This is a genomic window from Mesorhizobium sp. C264A (assembly GCF_040324515.1).
Classification (GTDB): Bacteria; Pseudomonadota; Alphaproteobacteria; order Rhizobiales; family Rhizobiaceae; genus Mesorhizobium.
The window spans coordinates 917,277-943,309 of record NZ_JAMYVY010000001.1 but is presented as its reverse complement, the minus strand read 5'-3'; the positions used below and the strand labels follow the sequence as shown (position 1 = coordinate 943,309).

24 protein-coding genes, 1 tRNA gene and 4 pseudogenes are annotated in these 26,033 nt (G+C 64.2%); 16 read left to right on the top strand and 13 right to left on the bottom strand.

All coding sequences use genetic code 11. The features are described from left to right. From NKL04_RS04565 to cobT, 7 genes are read left to right on the top strand one after another with little or no spacing between them, the layout of a single operon-like run. The gene (locus NKL04_RS04565) at nucleotides 1-1,236 is read left to right on the top strand and encodes a bifunctional cobalt-precorrin-7 (C(5))-methyltransferase/cobalt-precorrin-6B (C(15))-methyltransferase (protein WP_023700384.1); all 1,236 of its coding nucleotides are present in this window, start codon (nucleotides 1-3) and stop codon (nucleotides 1,234-1,236) included. Beyond that, on the top strand, nucleotides 1,233-1,619 hold the full coding sequence (locus tag NKL04_RS04560) for a cobalamin biosynthesis protein (RefSeq protein WP_023700385.1): 387 nt from the start codon (nucleotides 1,233-1,235) through the stop codon (nucleotides 1,617-1,619). The genes NKL04_RS04565 and NKL04_RS04560 overlap by 4 nt, the downstream gene beginning before the upstream one ends. Next, entirely contained in the window at nucleotides 1,616-2,380 is a 765-nt protein-coding gene (cobM, locus tag NKL04_RS04555; RefSeq protein WP_023690316.1) for a precorrin-4 C(11)-methyltransferase, read from the top strand. The genes NKL04_RS04560 and cobM overlap by 4 nt, the downstream gene beginning before the upstream one ends. Continuing rightward, the gene (gene cobA / locus NKL04_RS04550) at nucleotides 2,377-3,183 is read left to right on the top strand and encodes a uroporphyrinogen-III C-methyltransferase (protein WP_023700386.1); all 807 of its coding nucleotides are present in this window, start codon (nucleotides 2,377-2,379) and stop codon (nucleotides 3,181-3,183) included. The genes cobM and cobA overlap by 4 nt, the downstream gene beginning before the upstream one ends. Next, entirely contained in the window at nucleotides 3,180-4,493 is a 1,314-nt protein-coding gene (locus NKL04_RS04545; protein ID WP_023700387.1) for a cobyrinic acid a,c-diamide synthase CobB, read from the top strand. The genes cobA and NKL04_RS04545 overlap by 4 nt, the downstream gene beginning before the upstream one ends. Then, nucleotides 4,490-5,257: an adenosylcobinamide-GDP ribazoletransferase gene (cobS, locus tag NKL04_RS04540; RefSeq protein WP_352723332.1), complete on the top strand. Its 768-nt coding sequence runs from the start codon at nucleotides 4,490-4,492 to the stop codon at nucleotides 5,255-5,257. The genes NKL04_RS04545 and cobS overlap by 4 nt, the downstream gene beginning before the upstream one ends. 24 nt (nucleotides 5,258-5,281) lie before the next feature. Further along, nucleotides 5,282-6,292, top strand: coding sequence for a nicotinate-nucleotide--dimethylbenzimidazole phosphoribosyltransferase (gene cobT, locus NKL04_RS04535; protein WP_023830152.1), 1,011 nt, complete (start codon nucleotides 5,282-5,284; stop codon nucleotides 6,290-6,292). A 176-nt stretch (nucleotides 6,293-6,468) separates the two neighbouring features. Here cobT and NKL04_RS04530 read toward each other — a convergent pair whose 3' ends face one another. From NKL04_RS04530 to NKL04_RS04520, 3 genes are all read right to left on the bottom strand, one after another. Beyond that, complete coding sequence (locus tag NKL04_RS04530) at nucleotides 6,469-7,161, bottom strand: outer membrane protein (protein ID WP_032996943.1); 693 nt, start codon at nucleotides 7,159-7,161, stop codon at nucleotides 6,469-6,471. A 400-nt stretch (nucleotides 7,162-7,561) separates the two neighbouring features. Then, a tRNA-Lys gene (locus tag NKL04_RS04525) sits at nucleotides 7,562-7,637 on the bottom strand. 107 nt (nucleotides 7,638-7,744) lie between these two features. Then, the gene (locus tag NKL04_RS04520) at nucleotides 7,745-8,653 is read right to left on the bottom strand and encodes a PhzF family phenazine biosynthesis protein (RefSeq protein ID WP_023700390.1); all 909 of its coding nucleotides are present in this window, start codon (nucleotides 8,651-8,653) and stop codon (nucleotides 7,745-7,747) included. A gap of 113 nt (nucleotides 8,654-8,766) precedes the next feature. On the opposite strand from NKL04_RS04520, the gene NKL04_RS04515 reads away from it, so the two are divergent. From NKL04_RS04515 to NKL04_RS04500, 4 genes are all read left to right on the top strand, one after another. After that, complete coding sequence (locus NKL04_RS04515) at nucleotides 8,767-10,053, top strand: efflux RND transporter periplasmic adaptor subunit (RefSeq protein ID WP_023700391.1); 1,287 nt, start codon at nucleotides 8,767-8,769, stop codon at nucleotides 10,051-10,053. Nucleotides 10,054-10,057: 4 nt separating this feature from the next. Beyond that, complete coding sequence (locus NKL04_RS04510; RefSeq protein ID WP_023685174.1) at nucleotides 10,058-10,762, top strand: ABC transporter ATP-binding protein; 705 nt, start codon at nucleotides 10,058-10,060, stop codon at nucleotides 10,760-10,762. Then, complete coding sequence (locus NKL04_RS04505; RefSeq protein ID WP_023700392.1) at nucleotides 10,759-11,976, top strand: ABC transporter permease; 1,218 nt, start codon at nucleotides 10,759-10,761, stop codon at nucleotides 11,974-11,976. The genes NKL04_RS04510 and NKL04_RS04505 overlap by 4 nt, the downstream gene beginning before the upstream one ends. A 129-nt stretch (nucleotides 11,977-12,105) precedes the next feature. Continuing rightward, the gene (locus NKL04_RS04500; protein ID WP_023690325.1) at nucleotides 12,106-12,348 is read left to right on the top strand and encodes a hypothetical protein; all 243 of its coding nucleotides are present in this window, start codon (nucleotides 12,106-12,108) and stop codon (nucleotides 12,346-12,348) included. Here NKL04_RS04500 and NKL04_RS04495 read toward each other — a convergent pair. Continuing rightward, the gene (locus tag NKL04_RS04495) at nucleotides 12,345-13,064 is read right to left on the bottom strand and encodes an NUDIX hydrolase (protein ID WP_023668380.1); all 720 of its coding nucleotides are present in this window, start codon (nucleotides 13,062-13,064) and stop codon (nucleotides 12,345-12,347) included. The genes NKL04_RS04500 and NKL04_RS04495 overlap by 4 nt on opposite strands. Before the next feature lie 5 nt (nucleotides 13,065-13,069). Then, nucleotides 13,070-14,182 (bottom strand): endonuclease/exonuclease/phosphatase family protein, encoded by a 1,113-nt coding sequence (locus tag NKL04_RS04490; RefSeq protein ID WP_023690932.1) that lies wholly within the window; start codon nucleotides 14,180-14,182, stop codon nucleotides 13,070-13,072. Between the two features lie 157 nt (nucleotides 14,183-14,339). Between NKL04_RS04490 and NKL04_RS04485 the strand changes: the two genes are divergently transcribed. Then, the gene (locus tag NKL04_RS04485; protein ID WP_023700393.1) at nucleotides 14,340-14,918 is read left to right on the top strand and encodes a BA14K family protein; all 579 of its coding nucleotides are present in this window, start codon (nucleotides 14,340-14,342) and stop codon (nucleotides 14,916-14,918) included. A 169-nt stretch (nucleotides 14,919-15,087) separates the two neighbouring features. Next, nucleotides 15,088-15,372 carry a PilZ domain-containing protein gene (locus tag NKL04_RS04480; protein ID WP_023685169.1) on the top strand — a complete coding sequence of 95 codons (285 nt, stop codon included), beginning with the start codon at nucleotides 15,088-15,090 and terminating at the stop codon, nucleotides 15,370-15,372. 81 nt (nucleotides 15,373-15,453) lie between these two features. On the opposite strand, the gene ilvC is transcribed toward NKL04_RS04480, so the two are convergent. From ilvC to NKL04_RS04465, 3 genes are all read right to left on the bottom strand, one after another. Next, complete coding sequence (gene ilvC, locus NKL04_RS04475; protein ID WP_013531065.1) at nucleotides 15,454-16,473, bottom strand: ketol-acid reductoisomerase; 1,020 nt, start codon at nucleotides 16,471-16,473, stop codon at nucleotides 15,454-15,456. A 23-nt stretch (nucleotides 16,474-16,496) separates the two neighbouring features. Beyond that, a complete protein-coding gene (locus NKL04_RS04470) occupies nucleotides 16,497-17,162 on the bottom strand; it encodes a TetR/AcrR family transcriptional regulator (RefSeq protein WP_245271367.1) in 666 nt (221 codons plus the stop codon). A 143-nt stretch (nucleotides 17,163-17,305) separates the two neighbouring features. Further along, entirely contained in the window at nucleotides 17,306-17,764 is a 459-nt protein-coding gene (locus tag NKL04_RS04465; RefSeq protein ID WP_023700395.1) for a MarR family winged helix-turn-helix transcriptional regulator, read from the bottom strand. Nucleotides 17,765-17,859: 95 nt separating this feature from the next. Between NKL04_RS04465 and NKL04_RS04460 the strand changes: the two genes are divergently transcribed. Both NKL04_RS04460 and NKL04_RS04455 read left to right on the top strand, forming a co-directional pair. Further along, entirely contained in the window at nucleotides 17,860-18,165 is a 306-nt protein-coding gene (locus NKL04_RS04460; RefSeq protein WP_023690332.1) for a Rieske (2Fe-2S) protein, read from the top strand. A 1-nt stretch (nucleotide 18,166) separates the two neighbouring features. Then, nucleotides 18,167-18,925, top strand: coding sequence for a glutathione S-transferase family protein (locus NKL04_RS04455; protein WP_023700396.1), 759 nt, complete (start codon nucleotides 18,167-18,169; stop codon nucleotides 18,923-18,925). Here NKL04_RS04455 and NKL04_RS04450 read toward each other — a convergent pair. Further along, nucleotides 18,888-20,123: pseudogene (locus NKL04_RS04450) on the bottom strand (FAD-dependent oxidoreductase); the annotation flags it as partial. The gene NKL04_RS04455 and the pseudogene NKL04_RS04450 sit on opposite strands and share 38 nt — an antisense overlap. Nucleotides 20,124-20,198: 75 nt before the next feature. Then, nucleotides 20,199-20,327, bottom strand: a pseudogene (locus NKL04_RS04445) (winged helix-turn-helix transcriptional regulator); the annotation flags it as partial. Here NKL04_RS04445 and NKL04_RS04440 point away from each other — a divergent pair. Beyond that, nucleotides 20,327-20,884 (top strand): annotated as a pseudogene (locus NKL04_RS04440) (NmrA family NAD(P)-binding protein); the annotation flags it as partial. The pseudogenes NKL04_RS04445 and NKL04_RS04440 sit on opposite strands and share 1 nt — an antisense overlap. A 50-nt stretch (nucleotides 20,885-20,934) precedes the next feature. On the opposite strand, the pseudogene NKL04_RS04435 reads toward NKL04_RS04440, so the two are convergent. From NKL04_RS04435 to NKL04_RS04425, 3 genes and pseudogenes are all read right to left on the bottom strand, one after another. Then, nucleotides 20,935-21,974: pseudogene (locus NKL04_RS04435) on the bottom strand (SDR family oxidoreductase). A gap of 35 nt (nucleotides 21,975-22,009) precedes the next feature. After that, nucleotides 22,010-23,929: a potassium transporter Kup gene (locus tag NKL04_RS04430; RefSeq protein ID WP_286442487.1), complete on the bottom strand. Its 1,920-nt coding sequence runs from the start codon at nucleotides 23,927-23,929 to the stop codon at nucleotides 22,010-22,012. Between the two features lie 141 nt (nucleotides 23,930-24,070). Then, nucleotides 24,071-25,984 carry a potassium transporter Kup gene (locus NKL04_RS04425; RefSeq protein ID WP_023823130.1) on the bottom strand — a complete coding sequence of 638 codons (1,914 nt, stop codon included), beginning with the start codon at nucleotides 25,982-25,984 and terminating at the stop codon, nucleotides 24,071-24,073. Between the last annotated feature and the right edge of the window lie 49 nt (nucleotides 25,985-26,033).

Sequence of the window (26,033 nt, the reverse complement as noted above, 5' to 3'; positions counted from 1 at the left end):
ATGCCTGCTGAGAGTAAGCGCGGCGCCAAGCCGAAATGGCTGACGGTGATCGGCATCGGCGAGGACGGTTTAGCGGGTCTCGGCGACGAGGCCAAGCGGCTGATCGCCGAGGCCGAATTCGTCTTCGGCGGCAAGCGGCATCTGGCGCTGGTGGCTTCGCTCATCAAGGGTGAGCAGCGCCCATGGCCGGTGCCATTCGATGCCGGCATGGCAGACGTGCTGGCGCTGGCCGGCCGGCGCGTCTGCGTGCTCGCCTCCGGTGATCCATTCTTCCACGGGGTCGGCGCCACCCTTGCCCGCAAGGTCAAGCCTGAAGAGATGCATGTCATCCCCGCGCCATCGGCGATTTCGCTGGCTGCCGCCCGGCTCGGCTGGGCGTTGCAGGACATCGAGACGATCTCGCTGCATGGAAGGCCGCTCGACCTGATCCGGCCGCTGCTGCATCCCAGGGCGCGCATCCTGGCGCTGACATCGGACGGCGACGCACCAGCGACAATAGCGCGCCTGCTCGTAGAGCTCGACTTCGGCGGTTCGCGGCTGACCGTTCTGGAAGCGCTGGGCGGACCGAACGAGAAGCTTCGCTCGGCACGTGCCGACGCTTTCGATCTCAGAGACATCAATCCGCTCAACGTGCTGGCGCTTGAGCTTGAATCGACACAAGAGGCCCGCATCCTGCCGCTGACCGTTGGCCGCGCCGACCATCTGTTCGAGCACGACGGCCAGATCACCAAGCACGACATCCGCGCCATCACGCTTGCGGCGCTGGCGCCGAGGCGTGGCGAATTGCTGTGGGACATCGGCGCCGGTTCCGGCTCCATCGGCATCGAATGGATGCTCGCTCACCCCTCGATGCGCGCCATCGCCATCGAGGCCAACACCGACCGCGCCGCCCGCATCGTCCGCAACGCCGCGCATTGCGGCGTGCCCGGTCTTGTCGTGGTGGAAGGGTCGGCGCCCAAGGCACTGGCCGGGCTGGACACGCCGGATGCGATCTTCATCGGCGGAGGTGGCAGCGACGCCGGCGTACTGAACGCCGCCATCAAGGCGCTGCCATCCCGTGGCCGTCTCGTTGCCAATGCGGTGACGCTGGAGATGGAGGCGCTGCTTCTCGCGGAGCACATCAAGCGCGGCGGCGACCTTACCCGCATCACCATTTCCCGCGCTTCTCCTGTCGGTTCGATGCAGGCCTGGCGCCCGGCCATGCCGGTCACCCAGTGGAGCTGGGTGAAGCCATGATGGTGGCGGGCATCGGCAGCCGGAAGGGCGTGAGCGTCGAAGACGTGCTCGCGGCGATCGAAACCGCCCTCGAAGCGCACGGGCTGGCGATAACGGCGCTGTCGGCCTTGGCGACCGCCGCGCTCAAGAAAGACGAAAAAGCGATCTCTGCCGCTGGCCGCACGCTCAACCTTCCCGTCATCATCGTTGATGACGCAGCACTTCAGGCCGTCTCGTCGGAGGCACTCAGCAAATCCGATCTCTCGCAGGATCTCGCCGGCACACCCTCCGTCTCAGAAGCCTCCGCCCTTGCCGTTGCCGGCCCCGGTGCAAAGCTACTTGGTCCACGCACCGTGCTCGGCCCGGTCACCTGCGCCATCGCCATCAGCGGAGACGCGCCATGACCGTGCATTTCATCGGCGCCGGTCCCGGCGCCGCCGACCTCATCACACTGCGCGGCGCCAAGCTGCTGGCAAGCTGCCCGGTCTGTCTGCATGCCGGCTCGATCGTCGCGCCGGAATTGCTGCAACACTGCGCACCGGGGACCAAACTGATCGATACGGCGCCGATGTCACTCGACGAAATCGAGGTCGAATATGTGACAGCCCACCAGGCCGGCCACGATGTCGCCCGCCTGCATTCCGGCGACCTCTCGGTGTGGAGCGCCGTGGCCGAGCAGATCCGCCGGCTGGAAAAACACGGCATTCCTTACACGCTGACGCCGGGCGTTCCCTCTTTCGCCGCCGCAGCCGCAGCCCTTCGCCGCGAACTGACCATTCCCGAGGTGGCGCAAAGCCTGGTGCTGACCCGCGTCTCCGGCCGCGCCTCGAAAATGCCGCCGGGCGAAACGCTGGCCGGCTTCGGCCGCACCGGCGCCACACTGGCCATTCATCTCGCCATCCACGCCATCGATCGCGTCGTCGCCGAATTGTCGCCGCATTATGGCGGCGATTGCCCGGTGGCGATCGTCTTTCGCGCTTCATGGCCGGACGAGCGCGTGCTGACCGGCACGCTAGCGACCATCGAGGCGCTGCTCGCCGCCGATCCCATGGAGCGCACGGCGATCATCTTCGTCGGCCGCTCGCTGGCAGCGGAAGGTTTTGGCGAGAGTTCATTGTACGACGCCCACTACCAGCGGCGTTTTCGCGGGCGGGACGGATTGTGAGCGGTAAAAGCGAAAACACCACGCTCGAACAGGCCCTTGCCCGGCTGAACTTCAAGCCGCGCCGGCTTGAGCCGGGCCATGTCTGGCTGGCCGGCGCCGGTCCCGGCGATCCCGGCTGCCTGACGCTGGAAGTGCTGGCGGCATTGGCCGAGGCCGACGCTGTGGTCTATGACGCGCTGGTCTCCTCTGACGTTGTCGCCGTTGCGGACAATGCCCAGCTGTTCTTTGCAGGAAAACGCGGCGGCAAACCGTCCATGAGGCAGGACGATATCACCGCTTTGCTGGTGCGGCTGGCACGCGAGGGCCGCCGCGTCGTCCGGCTGAAGGGCGGCGATCCCTATATTTTCGGCCGCGGCGGCGAAGAGGCGCTGGCGCTGGCGCGCGAAAAAATCCCTTTCCGCGTCATGCCCGGCCTGACATCGGGGCTGAGCGCGCTGGCCGCCACCGGCATTCCCGCAACCATGCGCGGCATCAACAAGGCGATCATCCTGGCGACAGGTCATGCCGCCGGCACAGATGACGATCTCGACTGGGGCGCGATCGCCCGCACCGGCCAGCCGGTGGTCATCTATATGGGCATGGCCAATCTGCCTGTTATCGCCGCGTCGCTGCTCGAAGGCGGGCTGGCGCCGTCGACGCCGGCGGCTGTCATCGTTTCGGCGACGACACCGCAGGAGCGGACCGTCGTCGCGACACTCGCCACCATTTCCGAAGCGGCCGCCGCGGCGGAATTGGCCTCGCCGGCCCTCATTGTCGTCGGCGGCATCGTCGCCATGCGCGCAGCACTGGCGGGTAACGCATGACCCGCGCCATCATCATCGGCGCGCCGCGTTCCGGCTCCGGCAAGACCAGCGTCACCATCGGCATTTTGCGCGCGCTCGCCCGGCGCGGCATCAAGGTGCGCGGCGCCAAGTCCGGCCCCGACTATATCGATCCGGGTTTTCATACCGCCGCAACTGGCCTGTCCGGCGTCAACCTGGACAGCTGGGCGATGTCGCCTGACCTGCTCAACGCGTTGGCCGGCAATGCCACCGAGGATGCCGATTTTATCTTCCTCGAAAGCGCGATGGGCCTATTCGACGGCATCCCGGCCGGACAAGGCCGCACCGGCTCGGCCGCCGATCTGGCGCGGCTCTACCACCTGCCGGTGCTTTTGGTGCTCGACGTCTCGGGACAGTCGACGACGGCGGCCGCCGTCGCCAAGGGTTTTGCCACCTACGACCCGGATGTGCGCATGGCCGGAATCGTGCTCAACCGTCTCGGCAGCGAGCGCCACCGCAAGCTGTGCAGCGAGGCGATCGAAACGCTCGGCCTGCCGGTCGTCGGCGCCATCCTGCGCGATCCCACGCTCAATTTGCCGGAGCGCCATCTCGGCCTCGTCCAGGCCGGCGAATATGCCGACCTGATGACGCATCTCGACCGCCTCGCCGACATGGTCGAGAAATCCCTCGACCTTGACGCCATCATGGCGCTGGCCGCGCCGTTTTCGCCGGCATCAGGCAGTTTCGAACATGCCTTGCAGCCGCCCGGCCAACGAATCGCGCTCGCCGAAGACGCCGCCTTCACCTTCCTCTATCCGCACGTCGCCGCCCACTGGCGTCAGGCCGGCGCCGAGATCGTGCCGTTCTCGCCGCTAGCCGACGAAGCACCGGTGCAGAATTGCGGTGTCTGCTGGCTGCCCGGCGGCTATCCCGAGCTTCACGCCGGCAGCCTCGCGGCGGCGACCAATTTCCGAGCTGGCATGGCCAGGTTTGCCGAGACCAAGCCGATCCATGGCGAGTGCGGCGGCTTCATGGTGCTGGGCGAAGCGCTGGAGGACGCGGCCGGCGAGACGCACGCCATGCTTGGCCTGCTCGGCCATTCCACCAGCTTTGCCAAGCGCAAGATGAACCTCGGCTACCGCGAGGCACGCCTGCGCGTCGCCTGTCCGCTGGGGCCGCAAGGCGCGCTGATCCGTGGCCATGAATTCCACTATGCGCAGATGATTGCGACCGGCAATGACGAGCCATTGGCCGATCTCGCCGACGGTCAGGGCAATCCGCTCGGCGCCTCCGGCTATCGCCGCGGCCATGTCAGCGGCACCTTCTTCCACGCCATTGCGAGGGGTGCATGACCTCCGTGCCCTCGCCCCGGCAAGCGCTCGACGACGTCGCGCTTTGCCTCGTCTTCTTCACCCGGCTGCCGCTGCCGGTCTTCGACCTTCGTGGCCGCAGCCTGGCCGATGCGATCTGGGCGGCGCCTGTCGCCGGCCTCGCCGTCGCTGTGGCTGGTGCTGTCGTCTACGCCGCGGGCGTACAGCTCGGCCTTGCCCCCGGCCCGGCAGCAGCCCTTGCGCTTGCAGCAACCCTGCTCGCCACGGGCTGCCTGCATGAGGACGGGCTTTCCGATGTCGCAGATGGCTTTGGCGGCGGCAAGACGCGCGATAAAAAACTGGAGATCATGCGCGACAGCCGCATCGGCACCTATGGCGCAGCAGCTCTTGGCCTGTCGATGCTCATCCGCTGGAGCGCGCTGTCGCAACTGGCGAATCCGACAAGCGTGCTCTTCGCGCTGATCGCCGCCCACGCCGCCTCGCGCGGCCTGCTCGGCGCGTTCATGCATCTGGCGCCGGCGGCGCGCAGTGACGGCCTGTCTGCCGGCGCCGGGACCGTCTCGGCTCAGACAGCTGTTCTCGGCGCCGTGCTCGGCGCCATCCCGCTTCTGACTCTGGGGCTCGGCGGCGCCTTTGCCGCACTGATCCTGCTCGCTCTCGTGTTCAGCGCCTTGCGCGCGCTCTGCCTCAACCAGATTGGCGGCCACACCGGTGACACGATCGGCGCCCTGCAGCAGTTGGGCGAGATCACTGTCCTGCTCGTCGCTTCCATTTCCCTTTCCTGATTCTTCCCCGGAGATTCCTTCCCCATGCCCTTCAAATCATTCGATGAACTGCGCGCCGCCTGTTTCGATCTGCCTGCCGGCAGCGATACCGCCGCAAATGCAGTCGCCCGCCGCCAGGACACATTGACGAAGCCGCAAGGCAGCCTGGGCCGGCTGGAAACCCTCGCCGCCTGGCTGGCACGCTGGCAGGGCCGCGACATGCCGAAACTCGATCGCGTCAAAGTCTTCGTGTTCGCCGGCAATCACGGCGTCACCGCGCAGGGCGTGTCGGCCTTCCCGTCGGAAGTGACCGTGCAGATGTTGGCGAATTTTGCCGGCGGCGGCGCCGCCATCAACCAGCTTGCCCGCATCGCCGGCGCGGAACTCGACGTCATCCCGCTCGATCTCGATCATCCGACAGGCGACTTCACTGACGTGCCGGCAATGGACGAAAAAAACTTCCTCGCCGCCGTCTCGGCTGGCTATGACGCGGTGACGAACGACCTCGACCTCGTCTGTTTCGGCGAGATGGGCATCGGCAACACCACGCCGGCGGCCGCCATCTCGACCGCCCTGTTCGGCGGCGGCGCTGAAAAATGGACCGGGCGCGGCACCGGCGTCGACGATGCCGGGCTGAAGCGCAAGGTCACCGCCATTGAATCCGGCCTCAAGCGCCATGCCGACGCGCTGTCCGACCCGCTGAAGATCGCCGCCGCCCTTGGCGGCCGCGAACTCGCCGCCATCTTCGGCGCCACGCTCGCCGCCCGCCGCAAGAACGTCCCGGTGCTGCTCGACGGCTTCGTCTGCACGGCAGCGGCAGCGCCCCTGGCGCGACTGCACCCCTCAGGCCTCGCCCACACCATCGCCGCCCATGTCTCGGCCGAATCCGGCCACCGCCGCCTGCTCGAAGCGCTCGGCCTGCCACCGCTGCTCGACCTCGGCATGCGGCTCGGCGAAGGCTCGGGCGCCTGCCTCGCCGTCAACATCGTCCGCTCGGCACTGGAATGCCATGCGAGGATGGCGAGTTTTGCCGAGGCTGGCGTGTCAGAGAAGTAGGCTTTCGCAAGGTTTGCAGGGACGCGCGGACTGGGTGGCCATATCAAGTGGAAGGCCACCCGCGCGGGCCATGTCGCGCCTCCTAGGGTGGAAAGAACGTCCATGACGCGCCCGGCCACTCGCGCAACAAAAAAGCCTCGCCGAAGCGAGGCTTTGAAAGAAGGCACAGTCAGAAATCAGAACTTGTAGGCAAGTCCAACGCGAACATCGTTGGTGGTCAGATCAAGCCTGGCTTGCTGTGTCGGGAAGTCGAACGGCGCAGGCTGCGATTTGCGGCCATAGTCGGAATAGCGGTATTCGAACCGCGCAATCAAATTGTCGGTGACGGCATAGTCAAGTCCGGCGCCTACCGTCCAACCAACCATGTTATCGCTGTTCTCAATCGACCCACCTGGAAAATTGTTTGCGCCGGAGTAATGACCGATAGCGAGACCGCCAGTTACAAATGGCAGAAAACGATCGAACGCATAGCCTGCACGCAAGCGTGCCGACCCGAACCATTTTAACTCACCGCTTGCGAAGACAACGGGAGGCCCCGCAGGAAACGTATTGTCGCCCTTTACGTCGGCGAAATTGGCATCCGCTTCAACGCCGATGACATAGTTGCCATTGAACTGGTAGTTATAGCCAACATAGGCACCGCCAAAGCCCCCTTTGGGATCGACGGAGGTGCTGATGAAGGGAGGCCCGGCCGGAGACCCAGCGCCGTCGTAAGTTGAATTTCCCCAAGCGTACCCGCCCGCCGCACCTACATAAACACCGGTCCAAGTATAAACCACAGGCTCGGTTGGCTGGGGGGAAAGGTCCGCCGACAATGCAGGGCTGGCAAATGCAAGGGAAGCAAGAAGGGCAAACTTCAGTGTGCGCATCGGATCATTCCTGGGACAGAAGCAGATGATTCAGGTTTAGCCTGGTTCTTCAGCAAGCCATGTAACCTTTCTGCCACAAATCGGAAAAAATGCTTGATCATAGGCCGACAGAAGGGGCCATTACTGCCGCTATCAAGGATAGGCCAGGATATCAGTCGTTACGAAGCTCTGGCCCGATCCGTCGTCTGCCATCTCAGAACTTGTCCGGCATGCCTGTTCCACCTCAATGGCGCGACACTGACCCTGCCCCACCCTGCCATTGAGCGCCTGGATAAGGCCGGCAAGAAACTCGGCCGCATGCGGCTACCGCGTGGAATCCACGTGAGCCGTGAGCCGGTCCGAAACCGGCTCACATCGCCCTGTATTCCAACGGTCTTTCCACCTAAGCTTTTGAAATCTTTGGTGGGTGCGCACAGGATTGAACTGTGGACCCGCTGATTAAGAGTCAGCTGCTCTACCAACTGAGCTACGCACCCACTCGACCGGTAAAAACCGGCGTTGGCGGGCATATAGCCGCCGATACCGGTCCTGTCCAGCCCTGCCGGAATCATTTCCCGACAAATCGCTGAACTGCCGCAGGCGGTCACACGAACAGCTTGCCTTCCGCCACCTTTACCGCATGGCCGCCGATGCGCGCGGAGGCCAGTTTTCCGCCTTCGACAGTGAGTTCGAGGCGGATGCGCGAAGGGCGGCCCATCTCCAGCCCCTGCTCGATCCACAGCTGCGAAATGCCGTCGGTCGGGCCATCGAACTGCATGATGGCGCCGGCAAAGGCCGCCGCCGCCGACCCGGTCGCCGGGTCTTCATAGGACGGCGTGCCCGGCACGATCATACGGACATGGAAGGCGCTGTCATGGTTCACCGTCTGGCGGCAATAGACATACGGGCTGGCGAAGGCCCATTCGCTCTTGCGCGGCGCCAGTTCCGACCAGGCCTGGTTGTCGAGCTTGATCCGGCCGGCAGCCTCCAGATTGGCGACCGGAATGGTGACGTAAGGCACGCCTGCCGACCAGAACGACACCAGGTGATTCTCGAAGCCGATCTCGTGCGGCGCCAGCCCGAGGGCGGCGCCGATCGCCTCCGGGTCGGCATCGAGCTTCAGCGGCTCCGGCAGCTTCGCCAGGTCGAACTCGGCAAAGGTGGCGCCATCGTGCCGGCTGACGGCGCAGCGCACCGGGCCGATATTCTCCTCCAGCACGAAGATGCCGGCTTCGCCCTCGCCTGTCAGTTCGGCCAGCGCGATCGCGGCGCCAACTGTCGGATGTCCGGCGAACGGCATCTCATAGTCGGGCGTGAAAATGCGGATGCGGTTGCGATGTTTTGGATTGTCCGGCGGCAGCACGAAGACCGATTCGGACAGGTTGAACTCGCGCGCAATGGCCTGCATGGCGGCTGTATCCAGCCCTTGGCTGTCGAGCACGACAGCCAGCGGATTGCCGGCCAGCCGCTCCGTCGTAAACACATCGTAGAGCAAGTAATTGCGGGTCTGCATCTTGAAAAACCTTCCGCCTCAATCCGAACATGGCCGAAATTTAATTTGATATTCGAACCACCAAGCCTGATCTGTGCACAACTAGGGACATTACGCTTTCATAGGGGTCCGGCGTGGACCAGCTTGTCAATCTGCCAAAGACGGAATCGGATTCCGCCATCGAGGCGGCGCTCGGGCTTGATCAGAGCGGCGTGCGCAAGACGCGCCGCCGGGGCTGGCTTTACGCGCTGCTGGCGCTGATCGCACTTGCCGCCGGGTTGGCTGGCTACCAGTGGTTTGCCGGCTCGCCGGCCAAGATCGACTACACCACCACGCCGGCTACCATTGCCGACCTCACCGTCGCGGTTTCGGCGACCGGCACGCTGCAGCCCCTCACCCAGGTCGACATTTCAAGCGAGCTGTCCGGTATCATCCGCTCGGTCTCGTCCGAAGAGAACCAGCAGGTCAAGGAGGGCGACGTGCTGGCGACGCTCGACACGGTGAAACTCGAGGTCCAGATCGAACGCGCCGAGGCCTCGGCCAAGGCCGCTGCCGCCAATGTCGAGGACGCCACGGTAACCCTGAAGGAGAACGAAAGCGCCCTCACCCGCGCGGCCGAACTGACCAGGCGTGGCATGGCGACCGATCAGTCGCTCGAGGCGGCGACTGCCACGCGCGACCGCTCCAAGGCGGCGCTCGATAGTGCGCAGGCCAATCTCGCCATCGCCCAGGCCGATCTCAAGGCGCAGCAGACCGACCTTGCCAAGAGCACCATCTATGCGCCGATCGACGGCATCGTCTTGACGCGTTCCGTCGACCCCGGCCAGACGGTCGCCTCCTCGCTGCAGGCGCCGGTTCTGTTCATCATCGCCGCCGATTTGAGGAACATGGAATTGGTGGCGGCGGTCAACGAGGCCGATATCGGCGCGGTCAAACCAGGCCAGCATGCACGCTTCACCGTCGATGCCTTTCCGGAGCGGCCGTTCGACGCCGAGATCCGCGACATCTCCTACGCCTCGGTCACCACCGACGGCGTCGTCACCTACAATGCACGGTTGGAAGTCGACAATAACGAGCTTTTGCTGCGGCCCGGCATGACCGCCACGGTTTCGGTCGTCACCAGGCAGGCCAAGAGCGTGCTCACCGTGCCTTCAACAGCGTTTCGCTATCGGCCATCGGCACCTGCTGCCCGCGCGTGGAGCCTCAGCGATCTGTTCACCGGCCGCATGGGTCGTGGCGGCAACCGCCGCCAGCCGGTGAAGGCGCCCACCGACGGCTCACGCACGCTCTATGTGCTGGAGAACGGCCGGCCGCACCCGGTCAACGTGAAGATCGGCTCCACCGACGGCGAACTGACCGAGATCACCTCCGGGCTGGATGAAGGTGCAGAGGTTATCACGACCTCGCAGCTGCGGAGCTGACGCCATGGCCGCGGGCCTCATCGGTTTCGACACGGTCTGGAAGAGCTATGGCCAGGGCGAAGCCAAGGTCCATGCGCTGGCCGGCGTCGACCTCGCCATCCAGCGTGGCGAATTCGTCGCCATCATGGGCCCGTCCGGTTCGGGCAAATCGACCGCGATGAACATCATCGGTTGCCTCGACACGCCGACGGCCGGAACCTACTCCTTCATGGGCATCGACGCCGGGCGGCTCGACCGCAACCGCCGGGCGCTTCTGCGCAATCTCTATATCGGCTTCGTCTTCCAGGGTTACAATCTGTTGCCGCGCACCACGGCGGCGGAAAATGTCGAGCTGCCGCTGATCTATCGCGGCGCGCCGGCCCGCGAGCGCCGCGATCTTGCCATGCAGGCGCTGGCGGAGGTCGGCCTGGTCGGGCGCGAACATCACACGCCGGCCGAACTCTCCGGTGGTCAGCAGCAGCGCGTGGCGATCGCGCGCGCCATCGTCACCAGGCCGACGCTGCTCGTCGCCGACGAGCCGACCGGCAACCTCGACACCGCCCGCACGCATGAGATCATGGAGCTGTTGACGCGGCTGAACCGCGAGCTCGGCCTGACCATCGCCATGGTCACCCACGAGGCCGATGTCGCCGATTATGCCGAGCGCACCATCCGCTTCCTCGACGGCCACGTCGCGTCCGACACGGCCAAGTCGGAGTTGGCGTCATGATCTGGGAAACCGTCCGCCTCTCTCTGCGCTCCATCCGCCGCAATGTGCTGCGCTCGTTCCTGACGCTGCTCGGCATCGTCATCGGTGTCGCCGCCGTCATCGCCATGCTGACCATCGGTTCGGGCACCACGGCCAAGGTCAAGTCGGACATCGCCAAGCTCGGCTCGAACCTGCTCGTCGTCCGTTCCGGCCGCCCGGCAGGCACCGGCGGACCAGGCGGGCTCGACCAGGCGGTACGGCCTCTGGCCGACAAGGATGTAGCCGCCCTCGTAGCCCACCTGACCGGAGCGCGCGCCATTGCGCCGGCGTCGCAGAAACAAGTCCGCGTCATCTTCGGCACCGAGAGCCTGACCTCGGGGGTCACCGGCACCGACAGCGCCTATCTCGACGCCCGCGACTGGAAGCTGGTGTCGGGCCGCCCGTTCTCGGATTCGGAAACACGCTCCGGCACCGGCGTGTGCCTGATCGGCGAAACGGTGCGCCAGCAATTCTTCGGCGCCGGCGAACCCGAGGGCGAGATCATCCGCGTCAACCGCACCTCGTGCAAGATCATCGGCCTGCTCGAACCCAAGGGCTATACCGGCTTCGGCCAGGACCAGGACAATGTCGTCTTGATGCCGCTTGCCGCCTATCAGCGCCGCATCGCCGGCAACCGCGACATCGACAACATCTACGTCGCCGCCGACGACCGCACCCCGACCACCGAATTGCAGCCGCGAGTCGAGGACGTTTTGCGCGACACCCGCCGCATCACGCCGGACCGCGAAGACGATTTCTCGATCCGCGACATGACCCAGATCGCCGACGCCATGGCCAGCGCCACCACCACCATGACCGGCATGCTAGGCGCCGTCGCGGGCGTCAGCCTGCTGGTCGGCGGCATCGGCATCATGAACATCATGCTGGTCTCGGTCACTGAGCGCACCCGCGAGATCGGCATCAGGCTCGCCATCGGCGCGCATGAAAAGCACATCCTCATCCAGTTCCTGGTCGAGGCGACGGTGCTGTCGCTGCTCGGCGGCATTATCGGCATCCTGATCGGCCTGGCGCTGGCCGGCCTCGCCTCGGCAACGCTGGCCATACCGTTTGCGCCGAGCCCGGCGGTCATCCTGCTCGCCGTCGGTTTTTCGGCGCTGATCGGCATGGTGTTCGGCTTCTTCCCGGCGCTGCGCGGCGCCAGGCTCGACCCGATCGACGCGCTGCGCCACGAATAAGCGCCAGATCAGCTCCACCGCAACCAACCGCTATCCACAAGGATGGGTGCTTGTCGACATCGGCAATACTTGTTGTCGTCCGGTCTGCGATGCTAATTTTAGAGCAAAGCATCTGGTCAAGGAGTGGCAATGAGCAAGAAGGCGCGGCTGATTCTGACGATGGTGATCATCGAAGGCGCCCTTGCGGGACTTTGGTGGTATCTCGCCCGCTACGGCATGGCCAATCCCGATCGTGTCACCGCCGATTTTCAGGCAGTCGTCGGCCAGACGATGGGCATGGTCATGGGTGGATTGCTGGGCATCGGCGTCATCCTGTTCCTCGTCGCCGCCCGCAACGACCGCAAGGCGGCGCAGAACAATCCGCGCCGTTAGCCCCCGCCACCGCCAAAATGCCACTCGACCAGCGGCTTCATATGCGGTGCCAGCCCTTCCGGCAGGTCGGCGGCGTGGCGGATGATCACCGGCCCCTCGATCTCCGGCTCGGTCTCGGTCGCGACGAAGGCGCCGATGCGCCGCGCAATCTCGTCGGCCGGCGCATCGACGTGGTAGCGGCGGAAGAGGACCGTGCCGGTCGAAGTCGACAGCGCATGGTAGCGCTTGCCGCGCGCAGCGCCTGTCAGGTCAAGCCCGGTCTCCTCGCGCACTTCGCGGATCATGTTGAAATCGACATCGACGCGGCCATCGCGAAAATCGATCGGCTCGAACGAGCCGGCAGCGAAGTAGACACTGCCGGCCGGGACCGTGTGCGCGCCCATGCGGATCGCCACCAAGGCGTTGTCGCCGGCGACCAGCATGGCGTGGCCATAGGCATGCTCGGCGCCCGTCCCCTGCCGGTTCTTTCGCCACAGCAGGAAGGTCGAGTACTTCACCGCGTGACAACGCCCGACGATCCGGTTGTCGCGCCAGGCGAGCGCCGAGAGCAGCACCACCGTGCCGTCGAACAGCGCCGGATTGGCCGTGACCTCGCGCCGCCAGTTGTCAGTGATTGCCTGCGCGTTGTCGCGCTCGAACGGATGCGGGCCAGGGTCGAGCCGGACGTCGATTTCGTCGACGGGCAGGATGACGTTGCGCGGCAGGTCGAAGCTCACCGTGCTCAAGCCATGTCCAGGGTAATTGCGACGGGACAATGGTCCGACGCCTTCGGCCGGTCCCAGCCGGCGCGCGGAAAGCGCTCCACCGCCTGTCCCGCCGGAAAGATGGTGCGCCAGGGCTGGCCGTTGCGGATGATGTCGGGAACCGCCGTCGCATTCTTCGCCGCCAGCCCTTTCGACAGCAGGATGTAGTCGAGCTGGCACAGATGCCGCTCCTTCGGCCCGCGCGTGTGGTAGAAACTCCAGCGGTCCATCTCCGGCCGGCGTTCGACGACGTTTTCGCAAAAGCCGCCGGCGGTGAGCACATCGATACAGGACTGGCTCTCGTCGATCACCTGGAAGCGGTAGCCGTCGACGGCGTCGCCCTCGATCTTCACCCGCTGGCGGTAGTCGTTCATGTCGCCGCAGATCGCCCAGTTTTTATCGGCTGCGTGCTCTTTGCCGAAGCGCTCCTCGATGATGCGGCGCACGGCTTGCGCCTCGGCGATGCGCACCGGCATCGTCGCCTCGCGTCCGTCGAGCCCGTTGCGCGGCGAGCCCATCGATTTGAAATGGACGAGGTAAAGCGTCAGCGGCACGCCGCCGACCTTGATGTCGACCTCCAGGCAATCGCGCCGGAAGATGCGTTCATTGGCCAGGTTGCCGAGCGCCTCGAGTTCAGGCGTGTGCAGCCCGAACTGCTCGAAGGTGACATAGGCATGGCTGGTCATGCGCACGAATTCGATCGGCTGACCTTGCGCGGTCTCGTTGCGCATCATCACGGCAACGTCGATGCCGCGCGAATCATTGCCGGCGGTGGTGTATTTCTGCCGGTAACCCTCGCCCACCATCTTGAAGAGATAGCCATACTCGAACGCCTTCAGCGCCTCGATGTTGTCAACCTCCTGCATGCAGATGATGTCCGCGCGGGTGGCGGCGATGGCGAGCGCGGTCAACTGGCGCGTATCGTCGGATTGCGCGATGGCGCGCGCCTGCTCCAGCATCCGGTATTCGGCTTCGCTCTGGATGTCGAAAAGCGCCAGCGTGCGGTCTTCGTTGAGCTGGTTGCGGAAGCCCGAGTAATCGAACCTGTTCATCAGGTTTTCGACATTGAAAGTGGCGAGGCGCAGCGACATGGGCTGACCTTTGCCTGCAAGCGCCAATGAAAACAAGGGCTGCTCGTCATGGCTGATGGAACCTTTCTGTTCATCCTCCGTTCAGACGCCAAGGTCCATCAATAGGCCACTTCCCTGGGGTATCCGGGCGTGGGGCCTGTATCACTTGGAGAGTGCAATGAGCTCGCTCTTTTCGTCCACAGTCAAATCCGGGCTGTTAGCGCTCGGTCTTTTCTCGGGTCTCACGGCGCCATCCGCCGCCGGCCCGATCCTGCAGCCAAACCTGGCGGTGCCGACAAGCACCGCATTGTCTGACATCACACCGGTTCGCGACAGCTGGGCGGGCGGCAATGACCGCCGCTCCTTCAACGATTGGCAGTGGCGCCGCCACGACGGCCGTCGCTTTGCCCGGTCAGGCAACTGGAACAACGGCAACTGGAATGGCGGCAACTGGAACGGCGGCGACAACTGGCGCTGGCGCCATCACCGCCACCATCGCGGCCGTGATTTTGACACCGGCGCCGCAGCAGTTCTCGGCCTCGGCCTGGGTCTCGGCCTCGGCAGCATCTACAACAACGGCTATTACAATGACGGCTACTACGTGCAGCCGGCGCCCCGCCGCTATTACCGCACGCAGCGTCTGTCCAGCGCCCATGTACAGTGGTGCTACGACCGCTATCGGTCCTACCGGGCCTGGGACAACACGTTCCAGCCCTATGGTGGCCCGCGCCAGCAATGCTGGTCGCCCTACAGCTGAACTATAAACGACAATACACGACGGCGCCGCCCCATCGCGGCGCCGTTTTCATTTGGGAAAGACGGCTGGTCTCGGTCACCGCTAACCATATGTTTATCGGCTCAGCCTATCCGTGATATCGTGCCCCATCTGACGATCGCGCCGATCCGGTCGCGAAGGACGTGCCGTCATGGCCGACAACGAGTTGCGAAACAAACACCGGCAGCGCGTGCTGAAAGGCGCGACGATTCTGACCGGCCTCACCAATTCCGAGGTCAAGTGCACGGTCCGCAACATGCATGCCGGCGGCGCCGAACTGAAAGTGTCGATAGACGCGCGCGTGCCGGACGAGTTCCTGCTCTATGTGCCGGTCGACGGCATCGGCTACAAGGCCATCGTGCGCTGGCGCCGCGACGACCGCATCGGCGTCGAGTTCACCGGCACCGAGCCGAAGCCGCATTGGCACTATGGCTGAGCGTCCTGATCGATAAACCGGCATGAAAGAGCCGGCGAATCGCTCCGCCGGCTCTTTGCTCCCAATCCCGACGACTGCGGGTTAGTTCTTGGCCTTGTCGACCAGCTTGTTCTTGGAAATCCAGGGCATCATGGCGCGCAGCTTGGCGCCGACTTCCTCGATCTGGTGGCTGTCATTGTTGCGGCGGATGCCCTTGAAGCGCGACATGCCGGCGCGGTATTCCTGCATCCACTCCGAGGTGAATTTTCCGGTCTGGATGTCTTTCAGCACGCGCTTCATCTCGGCCTTGGTCTCGGCGGTAATGATGCGCGGGCCTGAGACATATTCACCCCATTCGGCGGTGTTCGAGATCGAGTAGTTCATGTTGGCGATGCCGCCTTCATAGATCAGGTCGACGATCAGCTTGACCTCGTGCAGGCACTCGAAATAGGCCATTTCGGGTGCGTAGCCGGCCTCAACCAGCGTCTCGAAGCCGGCGCGGATTAGCTCGACCAGGCCGCCGCAGAGCACGACCTGCTCGCCGAACAGATCGGTCTCGCATTCCTCGCGGAAATTGGTCTCGATGATGCCCGAACGGCCGCCGCCGACGCCGCAGGCGTAGGACAGAGCGAGATCGAGCGCATTGCCGGAAGCATCCTGGTTGACGGCGACCAGGCACGGCACGCCGCCGCCCTTCTGGTATTCGCCGCGCACCGTGTGGCCGGGGCCTTTCGGCGCGATCATGACGACATCGACGGTCGACTTCGGCTCGATGAGGCCGAAATGCACGTTGAGGCCGTGCGCGAAGGCAATCGCGGCGCCGTCACGAATGTTTGGCGCGATTTCGTTTTTGTAGATGTCGGCCTGCAATTCGTCAGGCGTCGCCATCATCATCAAATCGGCCCATTTGGCAGCGTCCGCCACGCTCATCACTTTCAGGCCATCAGCCTCGACCTTCTTGGCGGTCGCCGATCCCGCCTTGAGGCCGATGGCGATTTCCTTGGCGCCGGAATCCTTGAGGTTGAGCGCGTGCGCCCGGCCTTGGCTGCCATAGCCGATAATGGCGACCTTCTTGCCCTTGATCAGATTGAGATCGGCGTCGCGATCGTAATAGACACGCATCTTTTGCTTCCTTCCCACAGAGATTAGAGGCCTTGCGGCCCGGTTTTTGCTCCATAAAGAGCGAGAAACTGCTGCGTCGCCCGGGCGGCATCGCCGCCGATCGCCGCTTCAGTCAATTCCAGCCTGTCGCCGAGCAGCAGACGGATCTGCACGTCGCGGGCGACCAGCCCGAAAAAGGTCCGGAACGCCATTTCGGCGTCCGTAAAGTCGAGCAGCCCGGCCTGCTTGCCGGCAAGCAGCACCGGCTTCAACCGTCTGGCCAGCGCGAAACGGCCATTCTCCAGCACGATCGCGCCGAGATCGTCCTTTCCGGATCCGGCATGGCCGACCGCGACGCGGTTCAGCGCGATCGAGGTATCGCTCGAAATCACCTTCAGCCAGTCCGAGGCGAAGCCTTCCAGGCTTGCCGTCAGCGAGGCAAGATCGAGCCGCTCACCGTCGACCGGCACCACGCGCACTTTCGATGCCTGCCACTGCACGGTCGCCGTCAGCAGTCCGTCGCGGTCGCCGAACCATTTGTAGAGCGTTTCCTTCGAGCAGCTGGCGCGGCGCGCCACCGCCGTCATGGTCAGATTGTCGCCCTCCTCGACCAGCAGCCGCAAAGCCGCGTCCAGGACGGCCTTTTGCCGCTCTGTGAGCACTTCGCTGGTATCGATCTCGGCCCTTGCCTGCAACAATTTCCTGCCCATTCGATGAGGTCGCCGGGTCGCCTCAAACGGCGTACCGTACGTTACGGTTCGGCATATTGCGCAATCCTATGCTCGACGCAAGGGGTCAGGTAGAAAAATCGTCGACGTGAGAGCCGCCGGGCAAACCACGAGATTCTGACGGATCAATCATCGGCGGGCGGATGGCGCAGCTCTCCAAGCAGGCTCGCCAGTATCTTCAGCTCCTCGGCGGAGAGTTTTGCGCCGACCAATTCCGCAATAGACCGTCCATAGACAGCCCACATCCGTCGCCGCGTCTGACGGCCCTTGGCCGAGATGCGGATGGTCTGGCCGCGGCCGTCATCGGCAGCCCTGAGCTTCTCGACCAGTCCGTCTGCCTCGAGGCGCGCCAGAAGCCGCGAGATGTTATACTGCGCAAACAGTGTGCGCTCGGTCAGCTGGAATGGCCGCAGCCCGCCCTCACCCGCCTCGGCGAGTTCATGCAGCACGTCATACCAGTCAAGCGGCGGCAAGCCGCTAGTCTTCAAAGCCTCTTCCGCCTTTTCGATGAGCTGGCGCGAAACCCGCATCAGGCGGGCCCAGGCCTTGACGGCTTCGGGCGAAGGCGTGGTTGTTTTGGCCATGACCCATCCTAGGCGATAGATGCAGTTGCATCAAGCTTGACGGTCAATGCACTTGCATCTATATGCATGCAACTGCATCGATCCGGGAAAGATCCATGAAACACGAAATTTGCAAAGTCGCCGACGTCCCACAGACGGGCAGCCTGATCGCGCCATTCTTCGGCCGCGAGGTCCATATTTGGCGCAGCGGTGAGCGCATCCGCGCCGCCGCCAATGTCTGCCTGCATTTCGGCGGGCCGCTCGACTGCAAGGACGGCAAGCTGGTCTGCCAATGGCACGGCGCCGCCTTCGACATGACATCAGGCGACCGGATCGAAGGTCCGGCGCCAAAAGCGTCGCGACTGATGTTCTTGTCGACGCGCGTCGAGGACGGCGCGTTGAACTATGTCTGGGGAGAGTGACATGCCTGAGAAGAATGAAATGACTGAGAAGAATGAAATGACTGGCAAGCTCATTCTCGTCAGCCATCATCTATGCCCCTATGTGCAGCGCGCGGCGATCTCGCTGGCCGAGAAGGGCGTACCGTTCGAGCGTGTCACCATCGACCTCGCCAACAGGCCGGACTGGTTCAAGGCGATTTCGCCGCTGGGCAAGGTGCCGCTGCTGATCGTCCACGCAAATGGCGAGGAGACGGTGATCTTCGAATCCGCCGTTATTCTCGAATTCCTCGAGGAGACGCAAGCCAATCCTCTGCATCCGGCCGACGCCTACGCCCGTGCCCGGCATCGCGCCTGGATCGAGTTCGGCTCGGCGACATTGAACACCATCGGCCGGTTCTACTCGGCATCGACGGAGGCCGCCTTCCTGGCGGAATCCGCAGCGCTGTCAGCCATGTTCGATCGTGTCGAGAACGAATTGGCCGACCAGGCCGGACCGTGGTTCAGCGGCCAGCGCTTTTGCCTCGTCGACGCCGTCTACGGCCCGGTCTTCCGCTATCTCGACGCCTTCGACCGGATCGGCAATTTCGGCATTCTGGACGGCAAGCCATTGGTCCAGGCCTGGCGCAAGGCGTTGAGCGAACGCGCCTCGATCAAGGGTGCCGTGGCGCCGGACTATCCGCAGCGGCTGCGTCTATTCCTGCGTGCGAGAAATTCGCTTCTCTCGAGCCTGATCCCGCCGGATGATCTGGCCAGTGCACCTCCTCTAGCCCGATCCGCCTGAACGGATCGATCAGCGTGCCGGCCACCATCGAGGCAAGCACGCTTGGCACTGGCGGGATTTTGGCGATGGTTGCCACCAGCCTGTCGCGGAAGAAGGGCAGCATCGTGCCGTCCGACTGGTAGAACGGCGTCAGCGCCAGCGACAGCAGCTGGAAGATTCGGACATGCCATCGCCGCGCCCGGGCGTAGCTTTCCAGCGCTGCCTCGACGTTGCCCGTTTGTGCCAAGGCATGGCTGAGTGCTGCCGCGTCGAGCAACGCCATGTTGGCGCCTTGCCCGAGCTGCGGGCTGGTCGAATGCGCGGCATCGCCGATCACGGCCAGCCTGCGGCCGGCCGGCAGCTTCATCGTGTGGTGGCCGTAGCGCGCCAGCGACAGCTGGTCGAAGCTGTCGATCTGGCTGGTGAACGCCTCGCACTGCGGCCACAGCGAGACCAGTCTCGCCTTCCAGGCGTCGAGCCCTACCGCGCGCACGTTTTCGGCATCCGCCGGCTTCAGGCTCCAGAAGAACGCCGCCATCTTTTCCGCGCCCGGTTCCGGTCGGCCGATCGGCAGGACGCCGATCATCACGCTGGCCTTGTCGTAGCGCTGCAGCAGCGCATTTTCGTCGAAGCCTTGGCGCCAGCCGAGCGAGGCCCAGAACGCGCCGTAAGTGAGCTGCCGCGGCTGGGCCGGATCGTTGAGGCACCGGCGCAGCTTCGAACGCGAGCCGCTGGCGTCGACCACGAGGTCGAACGGCCCTGCCCTGCGGCCCCCCACCGTTCGGCTCTTGTCGAAGATCAGGATCGCCCGCTCACCGACGTCCAGCGTCTCGATCTCGACACCGGTTTCGATGGCGATGCCTTGGCGCTGCGCGGCGCGAAACAACATGTTGAACAACGCCGCCCGGTGCACCGCCAGCCCGAAACGGCCGCCAGGCTGCGCATCGTAGCGCACGGCGAGCACGGTGCGGCCGCTCGAGGCATCGGCGCCATGCAGACGCTCGATGCGGCTCCCCAGCGCCAGAATGTCGTCGAGCAGGCCGAGATCGGCGAGCACGCTCAGCCCGGTCGGCTGCAGGATCAGTCCGGAACCGACGGGCTTGGGTTCCTCGAAACGTTCGAAGATGGTGACGTTGTGGCCCGCGCGCTTGAGATAGAGCGCGGTGGCGAGCCCCGCCGGGCCGGCGCCCGCAATCGCGATGTCGAGAGATTTTTCCATTGCCCGCCCAACTACTGGCCGGACAATCCTTCAGCGCCATTGTCAAATCAAGCCTTTGCTGCATGGACCAAAATATCAGCCACCGGCGTCGAAGGCAGCGCGCGCCTTGCGCACCGCACCATGGTTGAGTTCGGCCCACAGGATCAATTGATGCAAGGCGCCGAACATCGAACGGCCGAGATCGGTCAGGCTGTATTCGACGCTTGCCCAACCCCGAGCCTGGTTCGCCGGTTGTTTTCGCGCCCGACCACTACGACACCGAACAGGCGATCAAGGCGACCGGCATCCCCTACACGATATTCCGCAACGGCTGGTATAACGAGAACCTGTTCACGGCGTTGCCGCAGGCTCTGGCATCGGGTCAGTGGTCCACCTCCGCCGGCGACGGCGCCATTTCCTACGGCACGCGTGACGATTTCGCGGCGGCGATCGCAGCGGGGCTCGCCTCGGACAGCAGCGAAAGCGCGACTTACACGCTGACCGGCCCCAGTGCGTATACGGCTGCCGAAGTGGCGGCGTTGGTCACCGAAGTCACCAGCAAGCCGATCCAGGTCATCCAGCTTTCCGACGAAGCCCTGACCGAGGGAATGAAGTCGGCCGGCCTGCCTGAACCCTTCGCCAAGGTGCTGGTGTCGTTCGACGCTGCCGCCCGCGCAGGTGACCTCGGCATGGTGACAGACGCGGTCGAAAAACTCTCCGGCCGAAAGTCGGTGCCGCTGAAGCAGTTTCTGGAGACGAACAAGGCTGCACTGGCCGGCTGAAAGCTGCCATTGCGGGACGCGGAGCCCTTAAGGTTCGGCCTCCCGCACAATTACTTACGTCGCTTGACCAGTCCCAGCCGGATCAGGCTTTCGCCCGTGGCAATCAAAGCATCTTCGCGCGAGCGTGGCGCCCAGCCGAGCACGCGCACCGCCTTGGCGTTGGTGGCGTTCTTGATCTTGCCCAGTTCCGTTGCGAGTTGGGCCGCTTCCGGATTGAACAGCCCGATGATGCGCACCAGCCAATCGGGAAACTCCCGCGTCGAGACGCGCGACGCCGCCGGCCCGAGCCGCGTCTTCAGGGTCTGCGCGATCTCGCGGACCGTCATGAAATCGCCGGCGACAGCGAGGAACCGTTCGCCCTTGGCGGCGGGGTGGGTCATGGCGCGAACATGCAGATCCGCCACGTCGCGCGCGTCGACGACGCCGAAGGACAGGCGCGGCAGCCCAGGCACGGCGCCGTTCAGCATGCGCTGGACAAATTCGGTCGAGGTCGAATGGTCCGCGCCGAGCACCGGTCCAAAGATGCCAACGGGATTGACGACCGCAAGCTCCAGCGCGCCGCCCCGCTCGGCGATGAAATCCCAGGCCGCGCGCTCGGCGAGCGTCTTGGACTTCACATAGGCGCTGACCTTGCCTGCCGGATCGGTCCAGTTTTCCTCGTTGAAAGGCTGCCCATCCGCGCGCATTTTGCCATAGCCGACGGCCGCGAAGGATGAGGTGAGCACGACGCGCCTGACCCCGGTATCCCGCGCCGCCGCAGCACGCGCAACGCGCCCTCGCGCGCCGGAAGGATCAGGTCATCCTCATGCGTGGGCACGCCGGGCGGAAAAGGTGATGCGACATGCAGCACGTAATCGCAGCCGGCCACCGCCGCCGGCCAGCCTGCGTCGGCCATCAGATCGGCATGGGCGAATGAAAGGGCGTCACCGGGCTCCGTGCCACCTGCCTTGAGCATGGCGAGCACATCGGCTTCGCGCCTGGCCGATCGCACGGAGGTGCGGACGCGGTAGCCGGCCTTCAACAGTTCGAGGATGCAGTGAGCGCCGAGGAAGCCGGACCCGCCGGTGACCAGCACCAATTCGCCGCTCATATTAGCCTCCTCGACGATTTATCCGTTCGAGACCCTCAGATCGCCACCTGCGTGCCGATCTCGACCACACGTCCGGTCGGGATCTGGAAATACTCCGTCGCATCGGCCGCCGAGCGGGCGAGCCCGATGAACAGCTTGTCCTGCCACACCGGCATGCCGGAATTGGGCGATGCCTTGAGCGAGCGCCGCGACAGGAAGAACGACGTCGTCATGATGTCGAACTTCCAGCCCTGCTTGCGGCAGATCGCCAGCGCGCGCGGAATGTTGGGCTGCTCCATATAGCCGAAGGTCAGCGTCACCCGCATGAACAACTCGTTGACTGTCTCCATCTTGACCCGCTCGCTGTCGGGCACCAGCGGCTGCGGTGCGGTGACCACCGACAGAATGACGTTCTGCTCGTGCAGCACCTTGTAGTGCTTCAGGCTGTGCATCAGCGCTGTCGGCGCGCTTTGCGGATCGCTGGTCAGGAACACGGCGGTGCCGGACACCAGCTGCGGCTTCTTCTTCAACAGATTGCCGGCGAGGAAATCGAGCGGGATTTCGTTGCGACGGGTCTTGTCGAACAGATAGCGGCTGCCGCGCACCCAGGTCCACATCGCCAGAACGATGGTGAAGGCCACCGCAAGCGACGCCCAGCCGCCCTCGAACACCTTCACGATGTTGGAGGCAAAGAAGCCGATGTCGATGAATGCGAACACCGCCGTCATCGCCACCGCCACCCACAGGCGCCATTTCCAAATGCGCGTCATGACGACGAACAGCAGCACCGTCGTCACCAGCATGTTGCCGGTCACCGAGATGCCATAGGCGGAGGCCAGCTTGCTCGATTCGCCGAAACCGACGACCAGCAACATCACCGCCAACGCCAGCAAAACATTGACGCGGGGCATGTAGATCTGGCCCGACTGCCGTTCCGACGTGTGCAGGATTTCGAGGCGCGGCAGCATATTGAGCTGCACCGCCTGCCGGGTCAGCGAGAAGGCGCCGGAGATGACCGCCTGGCTGGCGATAACCGTCGCCGCGGTTGCCAATACCACCATCGGGATCAGCGTCCAGCCTTCGTTCATCTCGAAGAATGGATGGCCGACGTGACCGTTCTTCGCCAGCACGAAAGCGCCCTGCCCGGCATAGTTTAACAGCAGGCAGGGAAACACGATGGCCAGCCAGGCGAGCACGATGGGCTTGCGGCCGAAATGGCCGAGATCGGCATAAAGCGCTTCGGCGCCGGTGACGGCGAGGAAGATGGCGCCGATGGTGACGAAGGCGACATCGGGCGAATTGATCAGGAAGGCGACGATGTAGTGCGGGCTGACCGCCCACAGGATTTCGGGATCGGCGATGATGTGGTTCAAGCCCGAAAGACCGATAGCCAGGAACCAGACCGCCGTGATCGGCCCGAAGATCAGCGCCACACCGCCGGTCCCGAAGCGCTGCACCGAAAACAGGATCGCAAGGATGACCAGCGTCAGCGGCACGACGTAGGGCTGGAAGGTCGGGGTAACGACATTCATGCCTTCAACCGCCGAAAGCACCGAGATTGCCGGCGTGATGACGGCGTCACCGAAGAACAATGACGCGCCGACAATACCGATGGCCAGGATGATCGCCGAGCGGGTCGGGAAACTGCCGCGCGCCAGCGCCATCAGCGACAGCACGCCGCCCTCGCCTCGGTTGTCGGCTCTGAGCACAAACATGATGTATTTGATGGTGACGATAATCGTCAACGACCAGATGATCAGCGACAGCACGCCCAGAATATCGCCGCGCTCGGCGATTTCGCCGCCGGAGGACGCAACAAGCGCTTCCCGGAAGGCGTAGATCGGGCTGGTGCCGATGTCGCCATAGACCACACCGAGCGCGCCCAGCATCAGAACTTTGGTGCTGTGCTGTTCGATTTCGGGATGGCTCGATTGTTCGACGGGTTCTGCCTCAATACCAGCATTGGTAAGGGCCATGGACGACACTCCGATAAGCGCGCGGTGCTCTACGCTTGCTGCGATGCAATATCAAGTGCCGTGACGGTAGGGCTACCATGTTCCCAGCGCAGGGCTTGCCCCGCAATGACCGGTGCGTGGCGTCAAAGGCTGCCGGAAACCTCAGATCGCCACCTGCGTGCCGATCTCGACCACACGTCCGGTCGGGATCTGGAAATACTCCGTCGCATCGGCCGCCGAGCGGGCGAGCCCGATGAACAGCTTGTCCTGCCACACCGGCATGCCGGAATTGGGCGATGCCTTGAGCGAGCGCCGCGACAGGAAGAACGACGTCGTCATGATGTCGAACTTCCAGCCCTGCTTGCGGCAGATCGCCAGCGCGCGCGGAATGTTGGGCTGCTCCATATAGCCGAAGGTCAGCGTCACCCGCATGAACAACTCGTTGACTGTCTCCATCTTGACCCGCTCGCTGTCGGGCACCAGCGGCTGCGGTGCGGTGACCACCGACAGAATGACGTTCTGCTCGTGCAGCACCTTGTAGTGCTTCAGGCTGTGCATCAGCGCTGTCGGCGCGCTTTGCGGATCGCTGGTCAGGAACACGGCGGTGCCGGACACCAGCTGCGGCTTCTTCTTCAGCAGATTGCCGGCGAGGAAATCGAGCGGGATTTCGTTGCGCCGGGTCTTGTCGAACAGATAGCGGCTGCCGCGTATCCAGGTGGTCATGATCAGCCCCATGAGGCAGGCAACGGATATTGACACCCATCCGCCTTCCACGATCTTGACGACATTCGCCAGGAAGAAACCCATGTCGATGGTGCCGAACAGCAGCGCCAATGCCAGGGCGAGCCCAAGCTGCCATTTCCACAAATTGCGCATGACAACGAACAGCAGAATGGTTGTCATCAGCATCTCGCCGGTCACCGAAATTCCGTAAGCGGAAGCCAGCGAACTCGAGCTGCCGAAGCCGACAACCAGCAGCATCACTCCCAGGGCGATGAGCAGGTTGACGCGCGGCATATAAATCTGGCCGCTCTGCATTTCGGACGTGTGCTGCACCTCGATGCGGGGCAGCAGGTTGAGTTGCACTGCCTGACGTGCCAGCGAAAAAGCACCCGAGATCACCGCCTGACTGGCGATCACGGTGGCGGCCGTTGCCAAGCCGACCATTGGCATCAGCGCCCAATCCGGCAACATCTCGAAGAATGGATTGGTCGGCCTGCCGCCATTCGCCAACACAAAGGCGCCCTGGCCGAAGTAGTTGAGCAGCAGGCAAGGAAACACCACGGAAAACCACGCGAGCACGATCGGCTTGCGCCCGAAATGTCCAAGGTCGACATAAAGCGCCTCGGCCCCCGTTACCGCCAGGAACACTGCACCAACGGTCACGAAAGCGGCGGTCGGCGTGCCGGCTAAGTAGGCGATCGCATAATACGGGTTGATCGCCAACAGCACCGAAGGATCATCCATCAGGTGGTAGAGCCCGGAAACGCCGATGGCCAGGAACCATAGCGCCGTCACCGGCCCGAATACTGCCGCCACCTTCCCCGTGCCGAAGCGCTGCACGGAGAACAGAAACGCCAGGATGACCAAGGTGATCGGAACGACATAGGCCTCCAGCGTCGGTGTCACCACTTCCAGGCCCTCAACTGCCGACAGCACGGAAATGGCCGGAGTTATGATAGCGTCTCCGAAAAAAAGCGACGCCCCGCAAAGTCCGATGCCGAGGATAAGCTTGGCGCCTTTTGGATAGGCGCTGCGCGCCAGCGCCATCAGGGACAGCGTGCCGCCCTCGCCCTTGTTGTCGGCGCGAAGCACGAAAGCGACGTATTTTATGGTGACGATAATCGTCAGCGCCCAGACGATCAGCGACAGCACGCCCAGGACATCTATGCGCGTGTCGGTACCAGGCGAAGCGTGAAGCGCCTCGCGGAAGGCATAGATCGGGCTGGTGCCGATATCGCCATAGACGACGCCAAGCGCGCCCAGCATCAGAACTTTGGTGCTGTGCTGTTCAGTGTGGGAGTGGTTCGGTTGTTCGACGGGTTCAGCCTCGCTACCGATGCTGGAAAGAGCCATCGACTACTCCCCGATCACCGCGCGGTGCGCCTTGCTTGCTGTCATGCGA